This window comes from Alteromonas algae, from assembly GCF_049117195.1.
Taxonomy (GTDB): domain Bacteria; phylum Pseudomonadota; class Gammaproteobacteria; order Enterobacterales; family Alteromonadaceae; genus Alteromonas.
In genome coordinates, this window is the sequence record NZ_CP185260.1 from 1,199,908 (window position 1) to 1,223,895 (window position 23,988).

Here is a 23,988-nt window from a genome sequence, read left to right on the forward strand (position 1 = left end):
CGTAAACTACTCAAAAAATTAACGGGTAAAATCCGAAAAAGGGTAGAAAGAAGGTAATTTCATCGTTCTCATCATAGCGAAAAGCGAGCAAGAGTTCGACAAACAAATACCGTCGGTGAAGCGCACTACAAGCAATCAGGCAGTGTAGTTTCTTCTTTAAATCTGGGAGACAGGAAAGTTAGGGGCTTTACGCTTAAGTGCACACGTTTGGCAACGTGCAGCTTACCTATAAGAGCGCTTCTATCGGCTGGGGCTTATGCACTGCGTAACCTTGTGCGTAATCTACGCCCATTTTTTTAAGAATCTGCTTAATTTCTGTCGTTTCAACAAATTCAGCAATCGTTTTCACCCCAGTAACGTGCCCGATTTCGTTGATGGCTTTAACCATGGCATGGTCGATGGGGTCACTCGCTATGTCTTTGACAAAGATACCATCTATTTTAAGATAATCGACCTTGAGATGCTTTAAGTATCCAAACGATGACAGGCCGCTGCCAAAGTCATCAAGTGCAAAACGGCAACCTAACACTTTCAGTTCATCAATAAATTCACTCGCTTGTTCAAGGTTAGAAATTGCAGCGGTTTCGGTTATTTCAAAACATATTTTAGTGCAGTGCTCTTTCAGCTTTATAAGTTCTGTAGTGATAAAGGTTAAAAAATCATCGTTGGTCAACGACTGCCCTGACAGATTAATAGACAAAAAATTAATCTTTTTTAGAAAGTCTGGGTTGTTTCTAATAAAACTAAACGCATTTTCAATCATCCAACTGTCTACGCTAACAATTAATTGGTAGCGCTCAGCAGGCGGTAAAAAGGCACCAGGAGGAACGATACCTCCCTGCTTATCAACCATACGTAACAGCAACTCATAATGCATGGCATCGTTACACGAGAGCGGCTCAATGAGTTGTGCATATATCTTAAAACGGTTTTCATCAATGGCATCTTGCACTTCATTTACCCATTGCATTTCACCTTGGCGTTCCGCTAGTTCTTTATCATCATCGTAATGCACATGAATTCTATTCCGCCCTTTTTCTTTTGCTATGTAGCAAGCAACGTCAGCTAGTTTTAATACCTCCGTAAAATCCATGTATTTACTAGAAATTTGAATCAATCCCATACTCACCCCAATACGAAAACTTCGTCCCTCCCAAACAAATCGATAATCTTCAATCTCCCTTTGAATTAGGCTTGTTATTTGATGAGCTTCATCAAATGAGCAACTTTCCAGTAACACTGAAAATTCATCGCCTCCCAAACGCGCAACCACATCTGTTTTTCTAACCACTTTTTGTAATAAAGAGCCAAGCTGGCGAAGCAGTTCATCGCCCGCAAGATGACCACAGGTATCATTAACCACTTTGAATTGATCAAGATCCATATAGCACAACGCATGATTTACTCGCTTTTCAGCGGGTACCGATAGTAAAAGCTCAACGCGACGCTTGAACTCCCTTCGGTTAGCTAAACCCGTAAGCGAGTCATGAGACGATTGGTAACTTAGTTTTTCTTCTGACTGTTTTCGTGCCGTTATATCTACATGCGTCCCAACGAGGCGGGTAATTTCACCTTCTTCACTTTCAACGACAAAAGCGCGAGATAAAATATTTACATAACTACCGTTTTTATGGCGCATTCTAAATTCAGCTTCATAGTGCTTCGTTTTAGATTGCATAAATGACTGAATTTGGGAAACGGCGGGAGGTAAATCATCGGGGTGTACGAGACGTTCCCAGGTACTAAAATGGTTTTCAAGCTCATCCTCTTGATAACCCAACATCGATTTCCACCGAGGTGAATAATACATTTTATTGTTGGCGATATCCCAGTCCCACAGTCCGTCATTGGCGCCTTTCATGGCTAAACTTAATCGCTCAGTGTTCTCTGAGGCTTTTTGTTTTTCCTGTATGAGCTCTTTTTTTTGCTGCTCTAAAGCATTTGTTAAATCATCAACAATTTTTGATAACGCTGAGATGTTAGTGTGAGCATTTTCTAACTCCGATTTTAACGTTTCAATATTGTCCATCGATTACATTTCCCAGGGAACACTTAGGTATCAACGACACTGTGCTGATAGTGTATGTGCTCAGAAAATGCTTGGCACACTAATTATGCAGTCACAAAGTAGCTATACAGAAAACAATAGGTAGTAAACTCGATTTATGCAAGGCAGCTAATATATTGAAAGGGAGGGAATGACTTAAAAGGAAAGGAGTGACGAGAAGGAATGCGCTTGTAGCATTTTACAGCGAAAGCGCGGGTGCAAAGCGCACCCGCAAACCGGTATTAGCGTTTATAGATTTCAACTGAACCGTCGGTATAAGTGGACAGTTCGTTTTCACTGCCAACAAATACATATTGGTTATTCCAGTCACCGGCTGGTTTGTCGCCAATAATGAAGTGACGTACATCTAGATCTGGCGCATTTAGTACAATTCTATCGCTTACTCTTACTCGTTCGTCGCCCAGCATCTTATCTGACGGCGCGAGTGTAGAAACCACAATTAAGCGCTCACCTTTCGCCATCACTCGCTCGATATTGATATCGTAAACGCGTTCTTCTACTTCGGCTTCAACCACGATGGTTTTTCGAACCTTTTGCCTGTCTTCGTACTTATCACCAGGCATATTGATATCAATAAATGGAACTTCAACTTCTTCCTCTTCTGTCACTATAACGACCTTAGGAACACTTACCATCTCAGTCGTGGTGCCAACATCAATGTCCGCCCAGTTAACTTCGTATTCAGGTAGTTCACCTGCGTCAGCACTAACATCAACGTCAACGTCTGGTAAATCACCAGACTCTGTTTTGTTTACATCACACGCACTAACAGTAAGTAGTAAAGCCGCAATAGCAGTAAGTTTAGTTTTCATCATAAATTCCTTATTTAATTAATTGCTGAATATCAACACGCAATCATGAATTGCCTGTCAAAACGCAGCAAACATATCCTCAGCAAACAGGGTGCAACAAGTGAGCCACATCCAAATGGCGTTTGGAAAGGTAGATTTTATTCTTTTATTTCAATGGTTAAGAGAAATTGGCTTCAATGGTCTAGTGTTTTGATATTGAAAATTTTTAATGATCTATGAAGTATTTACATTGTTTGAGAGGGAAAAAGTGGTGTGGTACTACATGGCATCGACCACCTATGTAGCGCTATAAATTTTCTTTCGTTAGTGAATGTCTCACCCACGCCCGTTTGATAAATAAAGCACTCAATTGTTAATGAACCCACGTATTTATTGCCTTTCGCTACACAGTGAGTGCCCAATTTTTTCGATATAAAGTGGCGAAAATAATTTTCATTTACTTTACGCAAGGGGGGCAGCGACGTCATAGGGAACGCTTCTTGCTGCCTTGCTGTGCGGCAATGCGCCGTTCAAATCTTCCGTGATTCTAGATTTGTACCACGCAGGCAAGTGAGATTTTTGGTCATGGAGAACACATTGTCCTTTGTGAAATAGACTAAAAGCAGATGATATCCGCATCATCTGTCTTTGACCCAATATGGATATAGGAATAGAGCAATGTACAAAATATCATTAATGTTAACTGTGGCACTAGGGGCCCTTGTTACGGGTTTGTTTCAAAGTGGAGCGAACGCCGGTGAACACATAAGCCCCTCTCACAGTCAGTCGGTTAAACGATTTGAGACGCCAATGATGAAAGCAAAGCTGGTCGAAGCAATGGCGCGTTACTCAGAGATCATTAAAAACGGCGGTTGGCCGGCACTGAAGCCAGATGACATGCTAAGGCTTGGCAGCGAAGGCCCTGACGTACTTGCACTCGTTGCTCGTCTCAATCTCCAATATCCTAATCTGGCTGCCGCTTGTGGCGAAGTCGTTGCGCTTAAAACCAAAAAACAATTAAGTAAAACAAGCTTTTTTGCATCACAAGATGATCGTGCACCTTGCCTTTTCGATAGCGCGTTGCAGCGACATGTAGAGACATTTCAAACGCTTCATGGTTTATCGGCCGATGGTGTTGTAGGTCCGTTGACGTTATCTGAACTAAATGTTCCTGCTACAGAACGCGTTAAGCAAATTGCTTTAAATATCCAGCGAATGACAAGTTTTGAAGAATTTGGATTTGATAAGTATGTACTGGTAAATATTCCTGAGTTTGTTTTGCGCGTCGTTGAAGCGCAGGAAGTCAGGCTAGAAAAAAAAGTGGTGGTAGGCAGACCAGCATGGAGTACACCGAGCTTTACCGACTATATAGAAACCTTCATCGTAAACCCCGACTGGCGCATTCCACTATCTATTGCCACGCAAGAAATTGCACCGAAAGTAGCCAATAACCCAGATTACTTAAAAGAACAAAATATTGTTATTAGAAAAAATAGCTATGTAGATGATGAAATGGTAGACCCCGCCACGATCAATTGGAACGAAATTAAGCCGTATCAGTTTGATCACTTTATGGTGAGATTGCCAGGCGAAGACAACCCGCTTGGTGAAGTTAAATTTCTATTTCCTAACAAACATGCGGTTTATGTACATGACACTCCAGCTGAGCAATGGTTTGATGTAGACCACAGAGCGGCATCGCACGGATGTATCAGACTTGAGGAGCCGTTTAGTTTAGCTGAAGTTCTGACCAGTGAATTACCAGACAGTTTAGGCTTTGCCGATATACAAAAGGCGAGAAGTTTAAACGAGGCGCGCGAGTTCGTACTTGAAAACCCAATCCCTGTTCATCTGGTCTACTGGACCTCGTGGGCAGAGGACGAATATCTCGTACATTTTAGAAGAGACCTCTACGAAAAAGATGCAGAAGAGTATCAGGCAATGGTAGACACGCTCCAGTATACAACGCAAACAACAGCACTATAGATAATGCGGAGTTTAGTAATGAAACATTTTTTATCAATCATTTTCGCCCTTACCGGAATGGGGATAGCCCTGAACACATCAGCGGCAGTCAACAATGTGCTCAGTCACCCTCCGGTGCTTGTTGAAGACGCGGATGCGCAGCAAGCTAAGTTTCAATTGCAAGCGGGTAAGATAGTGATCCCCTACAAAACGTTTTCTATTTTCGTGCTCCCTGGCGAAACCGTGGAACTTGAAGTGCTTTTCCCCCAAGCCAATACAAAATATGAACTGCTCTTCGATGCTGGCGCTCATGAAAAGCAAGGCACATCGGCATGGCGTTGGACATCGCCAGACACGTCGGGCATGTATAACGTTTGTGTAAGAGCGACTGACGGTTCTAGTGAAATAACGCTTAATGTTTTCACTATGACACCTAGCGACAATATGGTTGAAGGGAAGCTTCGTTATTACCACATTGGGCATTATCCCGATGAGTCGATAACGCGAAACCGCGAAATGTATATCGAGCCTGAGGGCTTTATTGAAGTGACGAAGGCGAATCAAGATGTAAAACTATCACCGCATTTCCAATTGAAAGAGTTTGTGAGTAAACAAAAAAGTGAGTTTCCTAAATTTGTCTACCTTCAGTCCTCGTTATTGTTGAAGCTTGAGAAGTTACGTACAGAAATGAACCTTCGCAATATACGTGTAGACAATATGGTAGTCATGAGCGGTTATCGAACGCCATACTATAACAAAGCAATTGGTAACGTCGCGCTAAGTCGACATGTCTTTGGGGATGCTGCGGACATTTTTATTGATAATGACGGCAATTACCGAATGGATGACCTTAATGATGATGGTCAATCGAATATCGGTGACGCGCAATTGATTGCTGAAGTAATTAATGAGTTAAACAAGCGAAATGACTTTAGGTCGTTAATTGGCGGCTTGGGAATTTACGGCCCAAAACCACACCGAGGCCCCTTTATCCACGTGGATACGAGAGGCGTAAAAGCGCGATGGGTCAGTCCTTAGGTCGACAATACGCGTAACGTAAAATGTTGGTAGCGTATAAAATACTAGCGCTGAGGGGCAGGGAAGGTAATCCTGTCCCTTTTTTATTTGTAAATGCCATTTGACACCTGCTAGCGCCGATATGCTGTGCAATAAGCCGGCACGCTGTGCCAGTCTTCCCCCATATATACGCCTTATTTTACGTGTAACTCTTTCAATGAATGGGCAGCTTTGTCGCAGCAGTTTTTTTCTTTTTTCTGCCAAGCAATAGCCATGCTACGACTGGCATGGGATTCAGGGCAGATGGCTATCGTATTCAACGGTGGCACGACTCTCGCTTAATAACTCACCTACACTCATGCTAAATGGAAATTACAATGAAGAGTTCTACAGGTCCTATCACTTATATCGCTCGGGCAGGCTATTGCTCAAAGGCCATCATTTACGGTGTCTTAGGCGCCATGATCCTATACGGTGCGTTTTATTCTGGAAGTGTTGAAGATATCGACAAAGCAAAAATCTTCAACGAAATAGAGTCAACAACGCTTGGTTCTGTGCTACTAGGCGCAGTATTTATCGGATTAGTGGGGTACGTCATTTGGCGATTAGTACAATTTGTAACTAACCCAGATGATTTAGACAATTCAGACGCATCTGATTTAATGAAGAGAGGTTTCTATTTCGTTTCAGCATTGATATATGGAACCGTTGCCTATACTGCTTTTGAAGTCTTATCTGGCACGTCTAAACAGCAAGGAGGCGGTAAACAATCAATGTCAGAATCACTGATGAGTCAAACATGGGGCGTTTATCTTTTGCTTGCGATAGGCGTCGTTATTGTCGTGTTTGCCGGCATCCAGCTTAAACACGCTATAAAGCAAGATTTTATGGATAAGTTTGAAACTAACCAGTTGTCACAGAAAGCACAAGATGTGATAAAGCTCTCTGGACGAGCGGGTTACTTGGGACGCACAGCAACCTATGTACTTGTTGGTGGTTTTATCATTACCGCTGCAATTCAGAATGATCCTTCAGAAGCTGGTGGCTTGGGTAAAGCGCTGGTGACAATATTGGAAACGCCGTTTGGGCCATACCTTTTAGGCGCAGTTGGGCTAGGGATGCTTTGTTTCGGGGTATTTTGTGGCTTTGAGGGACGCTATAGAGATACAGGGACGGCGCACTAATCAATACGCAGAAATAACGTCAATCACCTTGCAACGATGCGCTGTGATTGACGTTTCTATGTTGTTAATAAGCTACCACTTCATGAATAGAATTACTTGTCTTCTAGTGGCGTGTTCTCAGTAATTGGAACCGTGTTGACGTCGGTATCAAGCGACTCTACTGCATTTTTAACACCGGCGGCATAGTCCGGATGCACGCGTTCAAGTACGGCGTACCAGCGCGATTTTACATCATCGGAGCACGGCCCCATGGCGGCAGCATAATTCTTATACATGCGGTCTTTTTGTTCGTCAGTAAACAGTTCATATAGCTTGCGAGGCTGAACATAATCAACGTCAGCATCGTCCTGATGGTAGCGGTCTGCGTCACCATCAATGCGTAGAGGTGGCTCTTTCATTGTGAAGTCTGCAACCGGACCCTCGTGTTGATTGGGTTCGTAGTAGGCATCAGGGTTGCCAAAATCATTACTAAAGAAGCGCATAGCACCGTCTTTGTGATAATGATTAACCTCACTGTTTTTGGGTGCGTTCGCGGGAAGCGCTTCATAGTGCGTACCAAGTCTATATCGATGCGCGTCGGCATAAGAAAAAATACGCGCTTGAAGCATCTTATCCGGGCTAAAACCAATGCCAGGTACGACATTCGACGGGCTAAATGCCGCATTCTCAACCATTTGAAAATAGTTGTCTGGATTGCGATTCATTTCGAGTTCGCCGACTTCAATTAGTGGGTAATCATCGTGAGACCATACCTTGGTAAGGTCGAACGGATTAAAATCTTGCTTACCTGCGTCTTTTTCTGGCATCACCTGAATGTACATTGTCCACTTAGGGAAATTACCTTCATCTATAGCGTTGTAAAGCGTCTCTTGATACTTCTCACGCGTACTACCAATTATTTTTTCCGATGTTTCGTTTGTGTAGTTTTTAATGCCTTGTTGGGTCTTAAAATGAAATTTTACCCAATGCCGCTCACCGTCTTTGTTCCACATGCTGAACGTATGGCTCCCGTAACCATTCATATGCATTGGCGAGATGGGAATTCCTCTATCTGACATTAAGATAGTTACTTGATGCACACTTTCTGGTTGGGCAGCCCAAAAGTCAAACATCGCCTCGGGAGAGCGAAGGTTAGTTTTTGGATGGCGTTTTTGTGTGCGTATAAAGTCTGGAAATTTATACCCGTCGCGAATAAAGAAAACGGGAGTATTGTTGCCAACCATGTCCCAGTTACCCTGCTCGGTGTAGAACTTGAGGCTGAAACCGCGAACATCTCGCTCTGTGTCAGCAGCGCCCGACTCACCGGCCACCGTAGACCAGCGGCTTAATACTTCGGTTTGTTTACCTATCTGAGAGAAAATGTCAGCACACGAGTAACGGGTGATGTCATGAGTAACGGTAAAGGTGCCTTGTGCTCCCCAACCTTTAGCATGGACGACGCGCTCAGGTATGCGTTCACGATTTTGGTGAGCGAGCTTTTCAAGCAACTGATAATCTTGAAGTAACGCGGGGCCGCGCTCTCCTGCGGTTTTCGTTGTTTCGTTACTAACTACTGGAGCGCCCGCAGACGTTGTTAGTTGTGGTTTCTTGGTCATAATATTTCCTTTGAAGGACCAGTAATGGTCAGTTCCATTGCATAGAAGGCATAACGCCTTCGGTATGTAGTTGCTACGATGGTAAGGAAGAAAGGTTTAACTATTTTTAATGTTTATATATAGCGATCGTTTTACGAAACGTATCGCCGTATTGCGCATTATTCCAATAGAGAACGAATAAACTAAGGGCAAGATTGTGGCATCGGTACACGTTAACTCACCGCTATCTTGAACAAAAAAAGCATGCTCTATACGACATTTTGTCATGCTTACCAGTTATTTTGTAAAGCGAGCTTTACTTTTTGGTGCGGCAAGACTACTATTCTTTTTGTAAAGTCTGCCATACATTATGACAAAGGAGTTAAACTATGACGACTGACAACCTAGCAGCACGTACTAAACAATCAAATAAAGAGTTACTCACGTGGACATCGAGTTGGTTGGTATCGCTGGCAATTGTTGCCTTCGCGCCCAAGTTCGTGTGGGACTTTTCCCCCGTCTACACGTTAATGGCATTAATACTCAATCTATTTTTTGGCTATAAGATGATCATCGTGAATAAACGTGCATTAGACAGAATGGATGAATTACAGCGACGTATTCATTTCAATGCTATGGCGGTTTCTTTGGGGATCAGTATGGTGTTCGGTGCGGCTTACGGGTTAATGGAAGGCGTAAAATTGATTAATTTCGAACCGAACCCTTCAGGAATATTATTCGTCATGGGCATTAGTTATTTGATCAGTGTGTTTGTTGGGCTGAGGAAGTACGCATGAAAAACCGTTTAAAAGTGCTGCGTGCTGAGCGAGATTGGACACAAGCGGACCTTGCCAACGCCCTTGACGTTACGCGTCAAACGGTAAATGCCATTGAGACTGGAAAATTTGATCCCAGTTTGCCTTTGGCATTTAAGGCAGCGAAATTGTTTAAGATGCCTATTGAAGAGATATTTGATGGAAGCGACTGCTGACCTGACAATTTACCCCAACCAAAAAGCCAATCAAATGATTGGCTTTTTGGTTGGGGTAAGTCAGTGATACTTCCAACATAAATTTTGACAATTATGCTACGAGCACATATGGCATTGCCTATTCTTCGTCAATTTGAATACTAAATTCTGGCATTGCCTGTATCACTTTTTTTACTGTGCAGCTATTGGCGGCAGCTAGCAGTGCTTTTTTATATTTTTCAGGAAAGTCTTCAGGTAACGATACGTTAATTGAAAACGCCTTACGGTATTTATCTTCACCAACGGTGCTATGCTCTTGGCTTAGGCTAATGCCGTCTGTACTAATGTCTCTGGCTTCACAAAACTTACGAATATAAAATGCCGCACACAAAGGCATGCTTGCTAAGAAGTAATCGAACGGCTCAGGGTAAGCGGCATCGCCGCCTGCTGATACACTTTGATCGCTTATTATTTGATGCTTGCCAAAATTAGCTTGTAGCTTTTGCCCGTCTAGAAGTGCGATATCTATTTTCATCATTGTGCCTTATATTCAATAAACTTAATAAACAATGTGTTCATCCTGAAAGGAGTCGCACGCCCCGTCAAGGCGAAAGGCTAAATTTCTTTAATACGCTTAATGTTTTTTATCCGTAAATTCACACAAATCCTCAATAATACAACTGCCACAACGCTTTCTAATTATCATAAATCTGTACGTAATGTGTTTCGAATCATCAAGAGTGATGCTTCATCTTTCAGCTTAAAATAGTCGCAAAGGTGGCTTATTTGGTTTCTGCCTGTTGCTTACGATACTGACCGGGAGTAAAGCCAGTAAATTCCTTAAATGCTCGTGTGAAGGGAGCGGCCGAACCAAACCCACTTTCAATGCCAACGACAAGCACCGGCCAGTCATTTTTATCCGGTGCACTCAGTATGGTTTTAGCATACTCAATACGCATTTGGTTAACGTAGTGGTTAAAGTTTTTTGCATTAAAATGGTTGAGCATTACAGAGCGGATACGGTATTCGGGAACGTTCAACTCACGAGCGATATCAGAAACTCGTAAATTCGATTCCAAATAACGCTTTTCATCTACTAGGATAGCGTAGATCTGTTGCGCGAGAGCGGGCTCTTCTTGAACAGAAGGGGCAGTGTTCTTTTCTTTTTGGTTAAGTTGCTGTTGGCGGAAGAGAATTAACCCATGCGTGCTGAGTAGTATGACCAAAAACGAGAAAGTCGAAAGCCAGTCTCGCCCATTGCCAGTTAATAACTCAGCGGGAAGCGTTGCACCTATTAACATGACACTGACAACGCAAAAAATGAATGACGACAGATAAATAGTCGCCATTTTGCGCTGTAAAGCCGCTGAGTTATTTAACACCCGATATCCTTCCCAGAAGATAAGAATGAGCATACCCGGGTACAAAATCGCGACTATTTCAGTTAAAACGTTTGTTGAAATGGAAAGCCAAACTGAATGGACTAGCCACAACTTTTTATACAGAAGTAAAAGGTGTTGCAGGATTAGGCATGCTGACAGTAACCCAACAAAAATTAGGTGGTGCTGATTGATAGGGTTACTTTTTCGGAAAAATGCGCGTGCAAATAGCCAATACGTACCAGAGACACCAACGCCCAATACACCGATTAAATGGTGATAAGGAGCCCAAATGGTGCTGGTTAATTTATGTGCTACATACAAAGAGGTTGATGCACAGAAAATCGCAAAAATAAGGTGCAAAAGCTGCTTTTTCTTTAGGCGAAAATGATAGGTGGCTAATGTAAGGCTTAGCAAAACTATAATTAACTGGGCTAGATGTAACAGTTCCAACTTTCACTCCCTTTGTATCTAACCCTACTTTACAGTAATTCAGTTCTTTTTTGATAATCTTCTTGTTTATGTTCATTTTCGTGTATCGATTTTCAAATTTGACGCTTCTAAAGCCCCACGGCATGCGAATATCAAAGGGAAATTTGAAAAATAAGGTTATTACTATGAACAGTGAATCGGTCACAAATAACGACGGTGTTATTGCAAGTGGAACAACTAATAACAACGTCGAAGTAACGCAAAATGACATGCCATTCGTACCACTATGGCAAATGTGGGGACTTCGAATATTTTTTGCGGGTCTAGTGTTTGTTATTGGTAAATGGCAGTTGATGTCTATTTTACAGGGCCCTTTCGAGTGGACACCTTGGCGAGGTGTGGGGCATTCCCTTTTATTTACGTTGGCTTTTTTAGCTATAGGCGGCATGTTCCGCCCATTAGCATTTCTACCTATTATGCTATTTGAGATTGTTTGGAAAGCAGTTTGGTTGGCTGCTGTCGCATTGCCGCTGTGGATGGCAGGAGAGCAAATTCCGGGCGTTGTAAGTGTAAAAGGGTCGCTAATTGGGGTTGGTTTAATAATTATCTGTACTCCATGGAAGTACGTTTGGTGGAGATATTTTTCACAACCTATTGAGCCATGGAGACGTAAAAAATAGGTAAGTAATAGAAAGTAATCACTGAACAGTGGTACGGTTTGATAGGGGAGTCCATTGTTGTTAAAGGGGCAACTTACCTTGTCCAGACCCCTTAGAGTGAAGTTCGCTTATCGCTTGAAGCAGCATCACGAAAATATAATGCCTTAAATCCGTCCTTTGGTTGTGCCAACAACGCCAAACGGACTTAAGGCTACTGTATTTGAAAATTCATATTGGCGGCTATTTAAGGAAAGAAATGAAATTATTATCGACTATTTTTGTCATCGTTATGCTTGTGGCTTGCGCCAGCAAAATAGACACTTATGCTACCAAACAACCAACATTAAACGACTATAGTTTGGGTGAAAAGTGGGTTTGGCAATTTAAGGGGGTAACAGATACCGGCGTTGTTAGAGTAAATGGGGTTGATGTTAGAGAAGTTGTCAACGATAACGGTGCTTTAAGTATCAAAAGCTCGAAAGGCATTGTTCCTATTGCTGAAATGGTAGTACCAGATTTGAGTACAACACCAAGATACAAGTGGCCATTAAAAGTAGGGGACACTTGGGTCTATGAAAGTCACTGGACCAGTGAGGACGGAACGAAAGGGAAAACGGTTCAAGATGTTGACGTTGTTTCTTATCAAGAAGAAACCGTACTTGCAGGTAAATTCATGGCTTATACAATTTCTTACAAGGGCAATATAACAAACTCGCGAGGTTACAGTGCCTACACCGAAGAAGTCATTTTATATTCCCCAAAAGTAAAGAATTTCATCAAGCTCACGCAAAAACAAGAGGGTTACTTATACATTGAAGAGCTCGCCGAATATCTAAAACCTTAACGAGCTAATTACAAAAATTTTGATCCAATATGACACAATCGTGTTTTATCACCGACTAATTAAATATCTAACCCATTGGCAATATGCAGACTCCGATGCGTAAAGAATTCGAACAATTGATTATTAACAACCGAGGGCGCATACGTTACATCGCGTCCCGATATAGTCATGACGGCGAATTTGACGACATGTATCAAGAAATATTACTGCAGCTTTGGAGAAGTTTCGAGTCGTTTAGCGGCGCGTCGAAACAAGAGACTTGGGTTTTTAAAGTGGCACTGAATACGGCTTGCACATTTGTACGGGCAGCAGTGAAGCATAAAGAGACTAAACAGTCTCCATTACACCAATTAATGCCAGAGCTTCAGTCTACGCAGGAAAGCTGCCAAGCAGACATTCTTAACCGCTTTATGGATGGGCTAAATGACACAGATGCGAGTTTGCTGATGATGTACTTAGATGGGCTATCTTCGGATGACAGCGCCAACGTGCTTGGTATTAGTTCCAATGCCGTTAGGTCGCGTATTAAGCGCATTAAAAATGAATTTGAAACCCATTACATAGGAGGTTGATGTGAAGCTAGATGATTTAAAGCAAGACTGGCAACAAGCTATTGAAACTGAATCAACTCCTGACACGTTAGTAGAGGTGATAGATATGATTGAGCAACAAACCACTAATATTGATAAAGAGATAAAACGTCGCGATTTTCTAGAAATTGGGATCGCAATATGCCTTATCCCGGTTTGGATATGGAGTCTATTAAATTCGGTAAGCACGATGCAAAGCATTGGTTTAATCATTGCGATTGTCGCTTGCATGTACATACCCTATCGACTGATATCTGCGAAAAAAGTAGACGCTAAGAAAAGCGATAGCGTTAAGGATTTTTTAGTCCAAGAAAAACAAAAAATTCAGCAACAAAAACAGATGTTGGAGTCGGTTGTATGGTGGTACATAGCTCCGCTGACGGTTGCAATTTTACTCATCACGTTAGGCGCGTCGGTGAACGAACAAGGTATTCCTCAAATATCGTCGGGCATGTATTGGTATTACGCCTGTGTTGGTTTACTGGTTATGGGAGTGTATTTCTTAAATAAACGCGCTGCCAAAAATAAGTTTGCCCCATTGCTAGAAAACATTGAGCAACGATTGGCAGAAATGCGCTAACTCACTACAGACGCCCATTCGTCTCTGCCTCCTCTTATTCAAAACCCCGTAAAGGGCGCTTTGCGTGACGTGTTGAGCAAGTCGCTTATGGTAATTGCGGCCAAAATTTACTAAGGAATTACGACCATGGACAACAAAAAAACAACCAGTAAACAACAAAGTAGTAAGAAAGCTTCTTCTTCTGCGATTATTGTCGTCTTAATCACATTAATGATTGCGATACTCTCTGGTAACTCAGAAGCTGCAACGGCTGGCACGGGTGAAGTGGTTTCAAGTGCTTCTGACATGGCAATTTATTTAAAGGTCAATGGCAACAAAAACGAGTGAGCGTCACCAATTGAATTGCGCCACTCGCCTACAGCTGAATTTGGAAATTCACAGACTAACGTGGCGATAAAGGTGGCTCGTGCACGATATAGCACGCGGTGATGTTAATATTCGCAAATAATTACACTTTTGAACATTTGAAACATACCTTTGACACTACGCTTTGATAGCCTATGCCCAACACTATAAAACTAGGTGAAAGCAAGTGCGAATTAAATTACTGGTAGTTTTCTTGGCGATATTTATTCTTAATGGATGTAGCTTTATTAATCAGGTGAGAATGCGCTTTGCCAATGATGATATAAAGCCAACGTGGACAGAAAAAACAGATAGCATCGCTCTGCAAACTCGATACATCAGTAACAAACCTCATGTGTATTTAGACATAAACGGGGAAAGAGACTTTCTGTTTCTTATCGACAGTGGCGCTTCCATTTCCTATTTAATGGATAGCCCTAAAGTGGTTAAACTGAACCTGGAAAGGGGATTTGATCTCATTGCTTCAGGTTGGGGAGATGGCGAGGATTCGAGGGCTTATCAGGTAAAAGTAAAGCAACTCAAGCTTTCTGGCGTTGATTTCGCTGATGTAAGTATGGCTTTTCTTCCTGTCGCTAAATCACCCTACTACGCAAGGCCTGATGAGGTTTTAATAGACGGCGTGCTTGGGCACGATGTATTGAAGCATTTCGTTTGGCGATTCGATGAAAAGCAAAACCGAATCGAAATCAGCAATTCACACTACCACGCTGATGCTGAAGACATTGCCGTGGATTTCAAGATATCTATGAGCAAACTATCTATCCCTGTACAAATTACTCTAGGTGATGAACGTGTTATTGATCACCAAGTTCTCATCGATACCGGAAGTCGGCATTATTTTAAGCTTAACCAAACGTATTTGGATGAAGAGTCAATTTCATTAAATTTACCTTCTGTCCGAGCTGCAGATTTTGGCCTGAGTGGAAGAGCAATTCATCAACGTGTAACCCTACCGAGCATAAAAATTGGTGAACTTGAAATGCAAAATATTAAAACTAACCTAATCAAGACAGACGATGCAGATGATTATTGGGTAATTGGTAGTGCTGCACTGAATCAATACGTAAGTGTAATAGATTACATGCAAAACAAACTTTATTTAACGCGCTACGAAAATAAACAGTTCCGTAGTCAATACAATCTTTTAGGGTTAGAGCTTAGGAAAATAGCCACAGGCGAATTTGTAGTAAGATATGTTATGCCTGATATGGCAAGCGCTGCTCACGACGTAAAGGTCGGCGACCTGATTACGTCAATTAATGATACACAATCAAAAGATATCACAGAAGATGAATGGTTGAATTTAAGTAACCAACCAGGTGAAGTTAAAATCTGTAGAATTCGGGAACCAGCGAAAGAACAACGCTGTTATTTAGCTACCAGCCATCATGTTGAAGGGTATTCAACTAGGAGAGCAGACGATTAAGGGGAAGTACCCCGAGATCCTTTATCCCCAAAAATGGCTTATCAATCATGTTTTAACGACATTCTGTTAATGGGTAATACACGCTACGCGTTACTCGAGTTTATCCTTAAACTCACACAAATCTTCAATAATACATGAACCACAGCGTGGCTTGCGTGCAATACAGGTGTAGCGCCCATGTAGGATAAGCCAGTGGTGTACGTCTACTTTAAACTCGGCGGGTACCACTTTTAGCAGCTTTTCTTCAACTTTCTCAACGGTTTTGCCCATGGCAAGTTTAGTGCGGTTAGAAACGCGGTAAATGTGCGTGTCTACGGCTATGGTTGGCCAGCCGAACGCCGTGTTTAGTACCACGTTTGCGGTTTTGCGACCCACACCTGGCAACGCCTCTAGCGCTTCGCGGCTTTCTGGAACTTCGCTATTGTATTTCTCAACCAGAATTTCACTTAAGCGATGTACATTTTTAGCCTTGGCATTGTATAGGCCAATCGTTTTAATGTATTGGGTAAGGCCTTCTACACCTAAGTCTGCAATAGCCTGCGGTGTATTGGCTACAGGAAACAACTTGTCGGTCGCTTTGTTTACGCCTACATCAGTAGATTGCGCCGACAATGTTACGGCAACAAGAAGTTCAAAGGGCGTAGAAAAGTTGAGTTCCGTCGTAGGGTGCGGATTCGCATCTCTTAGTCGCGTTAATATCTCTTTTCTTTTGGCGTTATTCATAGTGAAACTCGTTACTTACGTATCGCGTTAAATATTTTCTGTGGTCACTCGTGCGCGCTGCGCTTTCGTAGTAACAACAGTTGAACGTTTCTCAAGACTGGCATCAATACTGTTTTTAATTGCAATGAGTAAGCCCATCGCTAGGAATGCACCAGGTGGCAAAATAGCGAGTAAAAACGGTGAATCTGTATTAAATAGCGTAATAGTCCAATTATCTGCTAAAGCACCAAAAAGTCGATTAGCACCCGCAAATAGGGTCCCGGCACCAAGAATTTCTCTTATTGCGCCAAGCAAGACAAGCACCACGGTAAAGCCCATGCCCATCATTAGGCCGTCAAAAGCGGCTGCGCCGGGAGCATTCTTTGACGCAAAGGCTTCCGCTCTGCCGATAATGGCGCAGTTAGTAACAATCAGTGGAATAAATATACCCAGCGCTAAATAAAGCTCATAGGTGAAGGCATTCATAAGAAGCTGAACAATGGTCACAAACGCCGCGATTATCATAACAAAAATGGGAATGCGGATTTCATTGCGAACAATGTTTCTGACCAGCGACACCGTTACGTTGCTACCAATAAGAACCAGGGTGGTAGCTAAGCCTAACCCGAGCCCGTTGATAAACGTGGCGGTTACTGCAAGAAGAGGACACAGGCCTAGTAATTGAACCAACGCGGGGTTGTTCTTCCAAAGCCCTTGCAATGAAATGTCACGATAATCCATTACATGGCTCCTTTTTGTGTCTTGCTACTGTTACACGTATTGTCAGCAGCAAATAACATAGTTTGGTTATCACTGGCGAACTGAAGGGCACGCTTGACCGAGGACACTACTGCTCTTGGTGTGATGGTGGCGCCGGTAAACTGGTCAAACTCGCCTCCGTCTTTTTTAACTTGCCACACTTTTTCTGATTGTGATGAATAGGTTGTGCCGGTAAAAGACAGGATCCAATCACTTACCGCGAGCTCTATCTTATCACCTAACCCCGGAGTTTCTTTATGTTCTATTACCCTGACTCCAAGTACTGTCATGGTCGTATCTACGCCAATGACGAGTTCTATATTTCCGCTATATCCATCCGGCGCAGTCGCTTCTAAAACAAGGGCTTGAGGTTCACCATTACGGGTAGCGCGGTAAACAAGATGTGGCTTATTGCCACCAAGCGCTGCCTCGTCAACTTCAATGCAATCGTCGTACAAGGCATTATCGTGCATACTCTTGGGCACGACTTCATTTAATACTTCTAACAACTTGGCTTGTTGCTGCGCTTCAATTTTGTCAGCAGTACCGAAAAAGGTGAGGGCAATCAACGCGGTGGTTACAACGGCAAAAACAGTAAGCATTACGCCGTTTTTTAAAATAGTCTCTTTCATAATTACTGCTTCCCTTTTCTTTGCTTCATTGCACTGTGCCCATAAGTTCTGGGGCGCGTGTAATAGTCAATTAAAGGAACTGCCATGTTCATTATTATAACGGCAAATGCTACTGCATCAGGGTAACCACCGAACGTTCTGATGATCACAATCCAAAAACCAATTGCCGCACCAAAAATAATACGCCCTTTGGCCGTTGTTGATGCAGAAACGGGGTCGGTTGCAATAAAAAATGCACCAACGATCACAGCGCCGTTCAGCAAATGGAAAAGCGGCGAGGCATAATAGTCAGCATCAATTAGATGTAAAAACGCGGCGATGGCAAAAACAGAAAGTAATAAACTTATCGGAATATGCCAGCTAATAATTTTTAAGCGCATTAGCCATAAACCACCAAGTAAATAGGCCATGCTCATATAACCCCACCCAGCGCCCGCTGATGAAAACAAGCTACCATTGAAGATAGGGCGGGCTAGTGACTCTGAATACGTTACGCCTTGTGTTAAATCTGTCTTTAGCGTGTCTAGAGGTGTCGCCATTGTTACGCCATCAGCGATAGTTCGAAGCTGCACAACGTCATAGCCACTTGTGGTAAATCCCGTGGATATGAGTGAAGCAGAATCTAAAAATGAGGGAGTAACACTGGCTAGGGTACTAGGGGGTAACCATAAGCTCATTGCTGCAGGGAAGGATATGAGCAAAACCACATAACCTACCATTGCAGGGTTAAAGATGTTGAAGCCCAGACCGCCGTAGAGTTGCTTTGTAACGACAATAGCGAAAAATACACCTATGACAGTCATCCACCAAGGGAGTGTAGAAGGAATACTTATGGCAAGTAGAAGCGCGGTAAGTACGGCAGAATAATCGGTCAATGTTCTCTCTATCTGGCGCTTTCGAAGATAAAGTACTACCCCTTCCATTATTACAGCGGATACGACAGCAATAAACGCTTGTATAAGCATTCCCCAACCAAAAAAGTAGGTTTGTACAAGCATACCAGGGATCATCGCCACAACAACGAGACGCATTACATCACCAGTGTCTCGTGTTACGCGTTGGTGAGGTGAACTTGATACCGTTAATTTCATGACTGATCGCTCTTTTGCTGTAGGGCTTTTTTCGCTTTCGCTTTTGCTACGGCAGCCGCAATGCGTGCTTTTTTCTCATCTTGAGGGGTACTGTCACCCTGTACTTGATGCTGTTCCACCTCACTGGCTTTCGGTGGCGTGACTTCCCGTTGTTGTTTCTTGGCTTTTGCTTTGGCGACTGCCGCGGCGATGCGCGCTTGCTTTTGCGCATCTTTATCATTCGTTTTGTTTTGCGAATTCGAGGCGTCTTCGGATCTACTCTCTTCAACAGTAGTGCTTTGCGCTGCTTTTTTCGCTTTCGCTTTTGCTACTGCGGCGGCAATACGTGCCTTTTTGTCTTGAGCGGTCTCATCCGACTCATTTACGTTAGGTTGAGACTCTAGTGGTGTAGCTGCATCAGCTGCTGCGGCTTTTTTCGCCTTTGCTCGGGCAATTGCAGCAGCAACTTTCGCCTTTTTCTCATCTTCAATACTTTCACGGCTTTCATCCGTTGACACTGAAGCGGCAGGCATTGGCTGAGTGTCCGTTGTTTGATTAGCCTTGGCATTCGCTGCTTTTTTAGCCTTCGCCCTTGCAATAGCGGCGGCAACTTGTGCTTTTTTATCGTTTACTGGTACATCAGCATTACCAGAGGTGTCTTTTTCTTTTGCATCAGATAGTGCACTTGCGTCGTCTGTGGTATCGCTGCTAGGTAAATTAGGAGACGCATTCAGTGCGGCTTTTTTCGCTTTTGCGCGGGCAAGGGCTGCTGCCACTTTATCCTTTGTACCATTATCTGCTGAGGCCGCCGCAGATGCGCTTTTCCCACTGTTTGCCGCAGCTAAACGTGCTTCTTTGGCTTTGCGATGCTTCTCTTCTCTATCTCGTTTCTCTTGTTCTAAACGCGCATTACGTGCTTCAAAGCGTTGTTTTGCTTTATCCGCTTTATTTTTTTCGTCCCGTTGAAGCCTTATTTCTGACTTAGCTTGGCGGTAGTAATGAACCAGTGGAATTTCGCTAGGACAAACATAGGCGCAGGCTCCACATTCAATGCAGTCGAATAGGTTATAGTCTTCGGCTTTATCATACTCATTGGCCTTGGCGTGCCAAAACAACTGCTGGGGTAGCAGCGAGGCAGGGCATGCATCGGCACACGCGCTGCATCGAATACACGCTCTTTCATTATCACCGTCGGTAAGTTCAGATGCCGATGGCACGAGCAAACAGTTCGTGGTTTTAACCACCGGAATAGAGGCGTCAGCTAAGGTAAAGCCCATCATTGGACCGCCCATAATGACTTTCGGTGCGTCTTGTTTACTGGCGTTATACTTTGCTTCTTTCAGCAAGTGCCTAACCGGTGTGCCTAACAATGCTTTGAAGTTGCAAGGCTCGTCCACAGCTTCTCCGGTTACCGTTACAATGCGTTCGATAAGCGGCTTACCGTGTAAGATAGCGTCTGCAATAGCGTAGCAAGTGCCCACATTAAACATCAAAACGCCAACATCAATGGGAAGGCCGTTTCGGGGAACTTCTCGGTTCGTTAACACTTGAATAAGCTGCTTTTCGCCGCCCGCCGGGTATTTGGTTTCTACGCTAACACGTCGGTATTTTTCTTTATCTTGGCACGCGATATCAAGCGCCTTTAACGCTTCAGGCTTGTTATCTTCAATAGCGATGATGATGGCTTTTGGTGCGATGAGATGATCTAAAATATCGAGCCCCTGACGAATCTGCCAAGCAAACTCTCTCATTAATCGATCATCAGAAGTGATATAAGGCTCACATTCAATACCGTTGAGTATTAAAAACTCGACAGGCTTGCTGCCTGAGGCTTTGATGTGAGTAGGAAACCCAGCGCCTCCCATACCCGAAATGCCCGCTTGGCATAGGGCGTCAATAATGCTGTCTTTGCTATGCGCGGTGTAGTCTTGCATCGGCGTTAACACGCCCCATGTGTCTTTACCGTCTGGCTTTATCGTCACGCACATTTCCGTAAGGCCGCTTGGATGGGCAACAACATGTGGTGCAATAGCAACAACATCACCAGAGGTCGGCGCGTGAATAGGCACCGAATAGGGGGTGGTTGCCTGTGACAATACCTGCCCCTTATAGACATAGTCACCAACGTTGACACAGCAGGCACCCTCAGAGCCTACATGCTGTCTTAATGGCAGCGTAATCAGCTGTGGGAGTGATGGTGTTTTTATGGGCGATACATTAGACAGTGATTTTTTATCATCAGGATGCACACCGCCAGGGAAAGAAAACTGCTTTCCTGCGTCAAGCGTGTCTATGATTTTTTCAAAACTTGGATACATCACCGTTACGACACCATTTTTATAGGGATATCACCTTTCGGTGTGACTGAAAAATCCCACTTCCACGTAGAAGTAGTTTGAACGAGGGGCACCATGTCTATGCAGTCAACAGGGCAGGGGTCTACGCACAAATCACAACCTGTACATTCATCAGTAAGTACGGTGTGCATGTGCTTTGCGGCGCCTAAAATAGCGTCTACAGGACAGGCTTGAATACATTTGGTGCATCCAATACATTCGTCTTCCCTGATGTAGGCTACCTTTTTAACATCTTCCTCGCCGTGAGCACCGTCGAGGGGTTTTGGTTCTACTCCCATCAAATCAGCTAGCTTCTTGATGGTGCTTTCGCCGCCTGGTGGGCATTTATTAATTTCATCACCATTGGCAATGGCCTCTGCATAAGGCCGACATCCAGGATAGCCACACTGGCCACACTGTGTTTGCGGCAATACCTCGTCAATTTGCTCGACAAGAGGATCGCTCTCTACTTTGAACCGAATGCTGGCATAGCCAAGAATTAAGCCAAAAATAAGCGCAAGTACGCCAATTGCAATCACTGCGAAAGATATCGACATTATAGTTTCACCAACCCACTGAACCCCATAAAGGCGAGAGACATTAAGCCTGCTGTTATCATCGCGATAGATGCACCTTTAAATGAAACCGGAACATCAGCCGCGGCAAGACGCTCGCGCATCGCAGCAAATAGAATGAGCACTAATGAAAAGCCCAATGCAGCACCGAACCCATAAATAAGGCTCTGCATAAGGTTGTGCTGCTCGGTTAAATTAAGTAACGCTACGCCAAGCACCGCACAATTAGTTGTGATAAGAGGCAGAAATATACCAAGAAGGCGATATAAGGTTGGACTGGTTTTGTGTACAACCATTTCAGTAAACTGCACAACCACGGCAATGACTAATATAAATGCAAGCGTTCGTAGGTAGCCTATGCCTAAAGGTTCAAGTAAATAAGTTTCTACTAAATAACTTGAAACTGACGCAAGCGTGAGCACAAAAGTCGTTGCCATAGACATGCCCATAGCGGTTTCTAGCTTGCCTGACACGCCCATAAAAGGGCAAAGCCCCAAGAACTTCACAAGAACAAAATTGTTAACTAGCACGGTGCCAATTAAAAGTAATAAAAAATCAGTCATGGTTATGGTCATTCCAAAAGGAATTGCAAGATTACCGCTCGCGTTTTGAACACATCATTAATGTACGTATTATCGCTCTTTCGGGACCGATTAACAACTTGATAGAATTAGGGTTATTTAATTTTTTACTGAATAACGTATAAGGAGGGTAAATTAACTTGAAACTACAGCTTGAAGGTATTTGAGCCAGTGTAAGTGGCTCCCCCTCCCCGACTCGAACGGGGGACCTGCGGATTAACAGTCCGTCGCTCTAACCAACTGAGCTAAGGGGGAATCTAAACACTTATGTCGCATTAAAAGTTGGCTCCCCCTCCCCGACTCGAACGGGGGACCTGCGGATTAACAGTCCGTCGCTCTAACCAACTGAGCTAAGGGGGACCTGACTTTCAACGGGGGCGAATATTAAAGACGTACTCGTCCGCTGTCAACAACCATAATGAAAAAATTATGCTAACTGCGCAAAAAATAGCTTTTTACGCAGTTAGTGCTTAAATTTAAACCAAACGGGCAAAAAATATGATTAATTGTTGAGCTGTTACCTCGATCGTCACTCGAAAAATTAAAAAGACGTTTCGTTTCATTACCGTTTTTACGATTACGTGTAAGTATTTCGTTATTCTCATTCTATATACGAATAAAGAATAAAAAATACGTTGATAACTGTTTAAATAAACAGTATTTAATAAAACTGTAACCTGTACTTATGTCACGTCAGGTTAGTCATTACTTACGTAACCAATTCTTGTATCGTCAGCAAATAGCGCCAATACTGGCGTTGCGTTAGTTATCCACTAAATCTGTGGATAACTATGTTAATAGTTGAAATGTGTGACTTACCCACAGGTGATCAATGAGGTGTAGATCAACGTGTTATCAATGTAATATTTGTAATTTATCTATAAATATTAATGATTTGCATGTTTTTGCGTGATCGGTGCCGCAGATCATTATTGATCTATTGTGCAAAAAATGCCTTGTGTGTTAATTCATCGAATGTTTTCTTGCTTTTCATAACCGTAACAGAATTCATGCTACTGTTTACAAAGCGTTTACATTGTAGGGGTGCCATGTAAGTGCCTGTTTACTTCTGGAAGGTAGATTGAATAGCCATTTACATGACGCCATGATGTCAATTACCCGGCGCGCTGTATTTTTATCAATCTGGCGCATTTGCTAGCGTTAATCACAGAAATAATATCAGCACAATATTCAGCAAAATACATCACCCCCGAAATTTTTAGTGGGAATAGTAAATAAAATACAATTTAGACAGGACGATAGCGATTAAAGAAGATGCAGTTAATCCACCTAATATCTATGAGGTTTATCGTAACGGTGTAGCATATAGTGAATTGCTCCCATAAACTGAAGTTCGAATAGTAGAACGTTTTGTAGCGACATACGCGTTTGCGCGCATCTGGTAACCGTAAATTCTTTGAGAGTGAGTGTGATTTCCAAGACTAAAAATACCAGCTCGTCCAGCCTTGTTCACGGCGATATACGTGC

Annotated in this window: 23 protein-coding genes and 2 tRNA genes; 11 read left to right on the forward strand and 14 right to left on the reverse strand. The window is 43.1% G+C overall.

From position 1 onward, the window contains the following. Positions 1–226: 226 nt before the first annotated feature. Together ACOJRU_RS05360 and ACOJRU_RS05365 are read right to left on the reverse strand one after the other, a co-directional pair. On the reverse strand, positions 227–2,029 hold the full coding sequence (locus ACOJRU_RS05360) for an EAL domain-containing protein (protein ID WP_421134013.1): 1,803 nt from the start codon (positions 2,027–2,029) through the stop codon (positions 227–229). A 260-nt stretch (positions 2,030–2,289) separates the two neighbouring features. Continuing rightward, entirely contained in the window at positions 2,290–2,883 is a 594-nt protein-coding gene (locus ACOJRU_RS05365) for a hypothetical protein (RefSeq protein WP_421134014.1), read from the reverse strand. A 654-nt stretch (positions 2,884–3,537) separates the two neighbouring features. On the opposite strand from ACOJRU_RS05365, the gene ACOJRU_RS05370 reads away from it, so the two are divergent. The 3 genes from ACOJRU_RS05370 (at position 3,538) to ACOJRU_RS05380 (ending at position 7,025) form a co-directional block, all read left to right on the forward strand. Next, positions 3,538–4,845 carry a L,D-transpeptidase family protein gene (locus ACOJRU_RS05370; protein WP_421134015.1) on the forward strand — a complete coding sequence of 436 codons (1,308 nt, stop codon included), beginning with the start codon at positions 3,538–3,540 and terminating at the stop codon, positions 4,843–4,845. Between the two features lie 18 nt (positions 4,846–4,863). Then, positions 4,864–5,862 carry a D-Ala-D-Ala carboxypeptidase family metallohydrolase gene (locus ACOJRU_RS05375; RefSeq protein WP_421134016.1) on the forward strand — a complete coding sequence of 333 codons (999 nt, stop codon included), beginning with the start codon at positions 4,864–4,866 and terminating at the stop codon, positions 5,860–5,862. A 356-nt stretch (positions 5,863–6,218) separates the two neighbouring features. Next, positions 6,219–7,025 carry a DUF1206 domain-containing protein gene (locus ACOJRU_RS05380; RefSeq protein ID WP_421134017.1) on the forward strand — a complete coding sequence of 269 codons (807 nt, stop codon included), beginning with the start codon at positions 6,219–6,221 and terminating at the stop codon, positions 7,023–7,025. Positions 7,026–7,117: 92 nt separating this feature from the next. Here the strand turns inward: ACOJRU_RS05380 and ACOJRU_RS05385 are convergent, their stop codons facing one another. Then, the gene (locus ACOJRU_RS05385) at positions 7,118–8,620 is read right to left on the reverse strand and encodes a catalase (RefSeq protein WP_421134018.1); all 1,503 of its coding nucleotides are present in this window, start codon (positions 8,618–8,620) and stop codon (positions 7,118–7,120) included. Between the two features lie 368 nt (positions 8,621–8,988). Here ACOJRU_RS05385 and ACOJRU_RS05390 point away from each other — a divergent pair, with 368 nt between their 5' ends. Both ACOJRU_RS05390 and ACOJRU_RS05395 read left to right on the forward strand, forming a co-directional pair. Next, on the forward strand, positions 8,989–9,396 hold the full coding sequence (locus ACOJRU_RS05390) for a hypothetical protein (protein ID WP_421134019.1): 408 nt from the start codon (positions 8,989–8,991) through the stop codon (positions 9,394–9,396). Beyond that, positions 9,393–9,590, forward strand: a complete 198-nt coding sequence (locus tag ACOJRU_RS05395; RefSeq protein WP_421134020.1) for a helix-turn-helix transcriptional regulator — start codon at positions 9,393–9,395, stop codon at positions 9,588–9,590. The genes ACOJRU_RS05390 and ACOJRU_RS05395 overlap by 4 nt, the downstream gene beginning before the upstream one ends. Before the next feature lie 118 nt (positions 9,591–9,708). Here ACOJRU_RS05395 and ACOJRU_RS05400 read toward each other — a convergent pair whose 3' ends face one another. Together ACOJRU_RS05400 and ACOJRU_RS05405 are read right to left on the reverse strand one after the other, a co-directional pair. Continuing rightward, positions 9,709–10,104 (reverse strand): OsmC family protein, encoded by a 396-nt coding sequence (locus ACOJRU_RS05400; RefSeq protein WP_421134021.1) that lies wholly within the window; start codon positions 10,102–10,104, stop codon positions 9,709–9,711. Positions 10,105–10,351: 247 nt separating this feature from the next. Then, positions 10,352–11,401 (reverse strand): helix-turn-helix domain-containing protein, encoded by a 1,050-nt coding sequence (locus ACOJRU_RS05405; RefSeq protein WP_421134022.1) that lies wholly within the window; start codon positions 11,399–11,401, stop codon positions 10,352–10,354. Between the two features lie 164 nt (positions 11,402–11,565). On the opposite strand from ACOJRU_RS05405, the gene ACOJRU_RS05410 reads away from it, so the two are divergent. From ACOJRU_RS05410 to ACOJRU_RS05435, 6 genes are all read left to right on the forward strand, one after another. Continuing rightward, on the forward strand, positions 11,566–12,060 hold the full coding sequence (locus ACOJRU_RS05410; RefSeq protein WP_421134023.1) for a hypothetical protein: 495 nt from the start codon (positions 11,566–11,568) through the stop codon (positions 12,058–12,060). Positions 12,061–12,295: 235 nt separating this feature from the next. Beyond that, a complete protein-coding gene (locus tag ACOJRU_RS05415) occupies positions 12,296–12,883 on the forward strand; it encodes a hypothetical protein (protein WP_421134024.1) in 588 nt (195 codons plus the stop codon). Positions 12,884–12,978: 95 nt separating this feature from the next. After that, on the forward strand, positions 12,979–13,455 hold the full coding sequence (locus ACOJRU_RS05420; protein WP_421134025.1) for an RNA polymerase sigma factor: 477 nt from the start codon (positions 12,979–12,981) through the stop codon (positions 13,453–13,455). Position 13,456: 1 nt separating this feature from the next. Further along, positions 13,457–14,053: a hypothetical protein gene (locus tag ACOJRU_RS05425; protein WP_421134026.1), complete on the forward strand. Its 597-nt coding sequence runs from the start codon at positions 13,457–13,459 to the stop codon at positions 14,051–14,053. A 126-nt stretch (positions 14,054–14,179) separates the two neighbouring features. Next, entirely contained in the window at positions 14,180–14,380 is a 201-nt protein-coding gene (locus ACOJRU_RS05430; RefSeq protein WP_421134027.1) for a hypothetical protein, read from the forward strand. A 205-nt stretch (positions 14,381–14,585) separates the two neighbouring features. Beyond that, positions 14,586–15,845, forward strand: a complete 1,260-nt coding sequence (locus ACOJRU_RS05435; protein ID WP_421134028.1) for an aspartyl protease family protein — start codon at positions 14,586–14,588, stop codon at positions 15,843–15,845. A 90-nt stretch (positions 15,846–15,935) separates the two neighbouring features. On the opposite strand, the gene nth is transcribed toward ACOJRU_RS05435, so the two are convergent. The 9 genes from nth to ACOJRU_RS05480 all read right to left on the reverse strand — a co-directional run bounded on the left by nth (position 15,936) and on the right by ACOJRU_RS05480 (position 22,860). After that, positions 15,936–16,568 (reverse strand): endonuclease III, encoded by a 633-nt coding sequence (gene nth / locus ACOJRU_RS05440; protein ID WP_421134029.1) that lies wholly within the window; start codon positions 16,566–16,568, stop codon positions 15,936–15,938. Between the two features lie 27 nt (positions 16,569–16,595). Continuing rightward, complete coding sequence (locus tag ACOJRU_RS05445) at positions 16,596–17,288, reverse strand: electron transport complex subunit E (protein ID WP_421134030.1); 693 nt, start codon at positions 17,286–17,288, stop codon at positions 16,596–16,598. Next, positions 17,288–17,938 (reverse strand): electron transport complex subunit RsxG, encoded by a 651-nt coding sequence (gene rsxG / locus ACOJRU_RS05450; RefSeq protein WP_421134031.1) that lies wholly within the window; start codon positions 17,936–17,938, stop codon positions 17,288–17,290. The genes ACOJRU_RS05445 and rsxG overlap by 1 nt, the downstream gene beginning before the upstream one ends. 2 nt (positions 17,939–17,940) lie before the next feature. Next, the gene (rsxD, locus tag ACOJRU_RS05455) at positions 17,941–19,029 is read right to left on the reverse strand and encodes an electron transport complex subunit RsxD (protein WP_421134032.1); all 1,089 of its coding nucleotides are present in this window, start codon (positions 19,027–19,029) and stop codon (positions 17,941–17,943) included. Further along, complete coding sequence (gene rsxC, locus ACOJRU_RS05460; RefSeq protein ID WP_421134725.1) at positions 19,026–21,326, reverse strand: electron transport complex subunit RsxC; 2,301 nt, start codon at positions 21,324–21,326, stop codon at positions 19,026–19,028. Before rsxC ends, rsxD begins: the two co-directional genes overlap by 4 nt. Positions 21,327–21,331: 5 nt before the next feature. Continuing rightward, on the reverse strand, positions 21,332–21,901 hold the full coding sequence (gene rsxB / locus ACOJRU_RS05465) for an electron transport complex subunit RsxB (RefSeq protein WP_421134033.1): 570 nt from the start codon (positions 21,899–21,901) through the stop codon (positions 21,332–21,334). Further along, entirely contained in the window at positions 21,901–22,482 is a 582-nt protein-coding gene (gene rsxA / locus ACOJRU_RS05470; RefSeq protein ID WP_421134034.1) for an electron transport complex subunit RsxA, read from the reverse strand. The genes rsxB and rsxA overlap by 1 nt, the downstream gene beginning before the upstream one ends. Before the next feature lie 196 nt (positions 22,483–22,678). Beyond that, positions 22,679–22,755, reverse strand: a tRNA-Asn gene (locus ACOJRU_RS05475). Between the two features lie 28 nt (positions 22,756–22,783). Further along, positions 22,784–22,860 (reverse strand) — tRNA-Asn (locus ACOJRU_RS05480). Between the last annotated feature and the right edge of the window lie 1,128 nt (positions 22,861–23,988).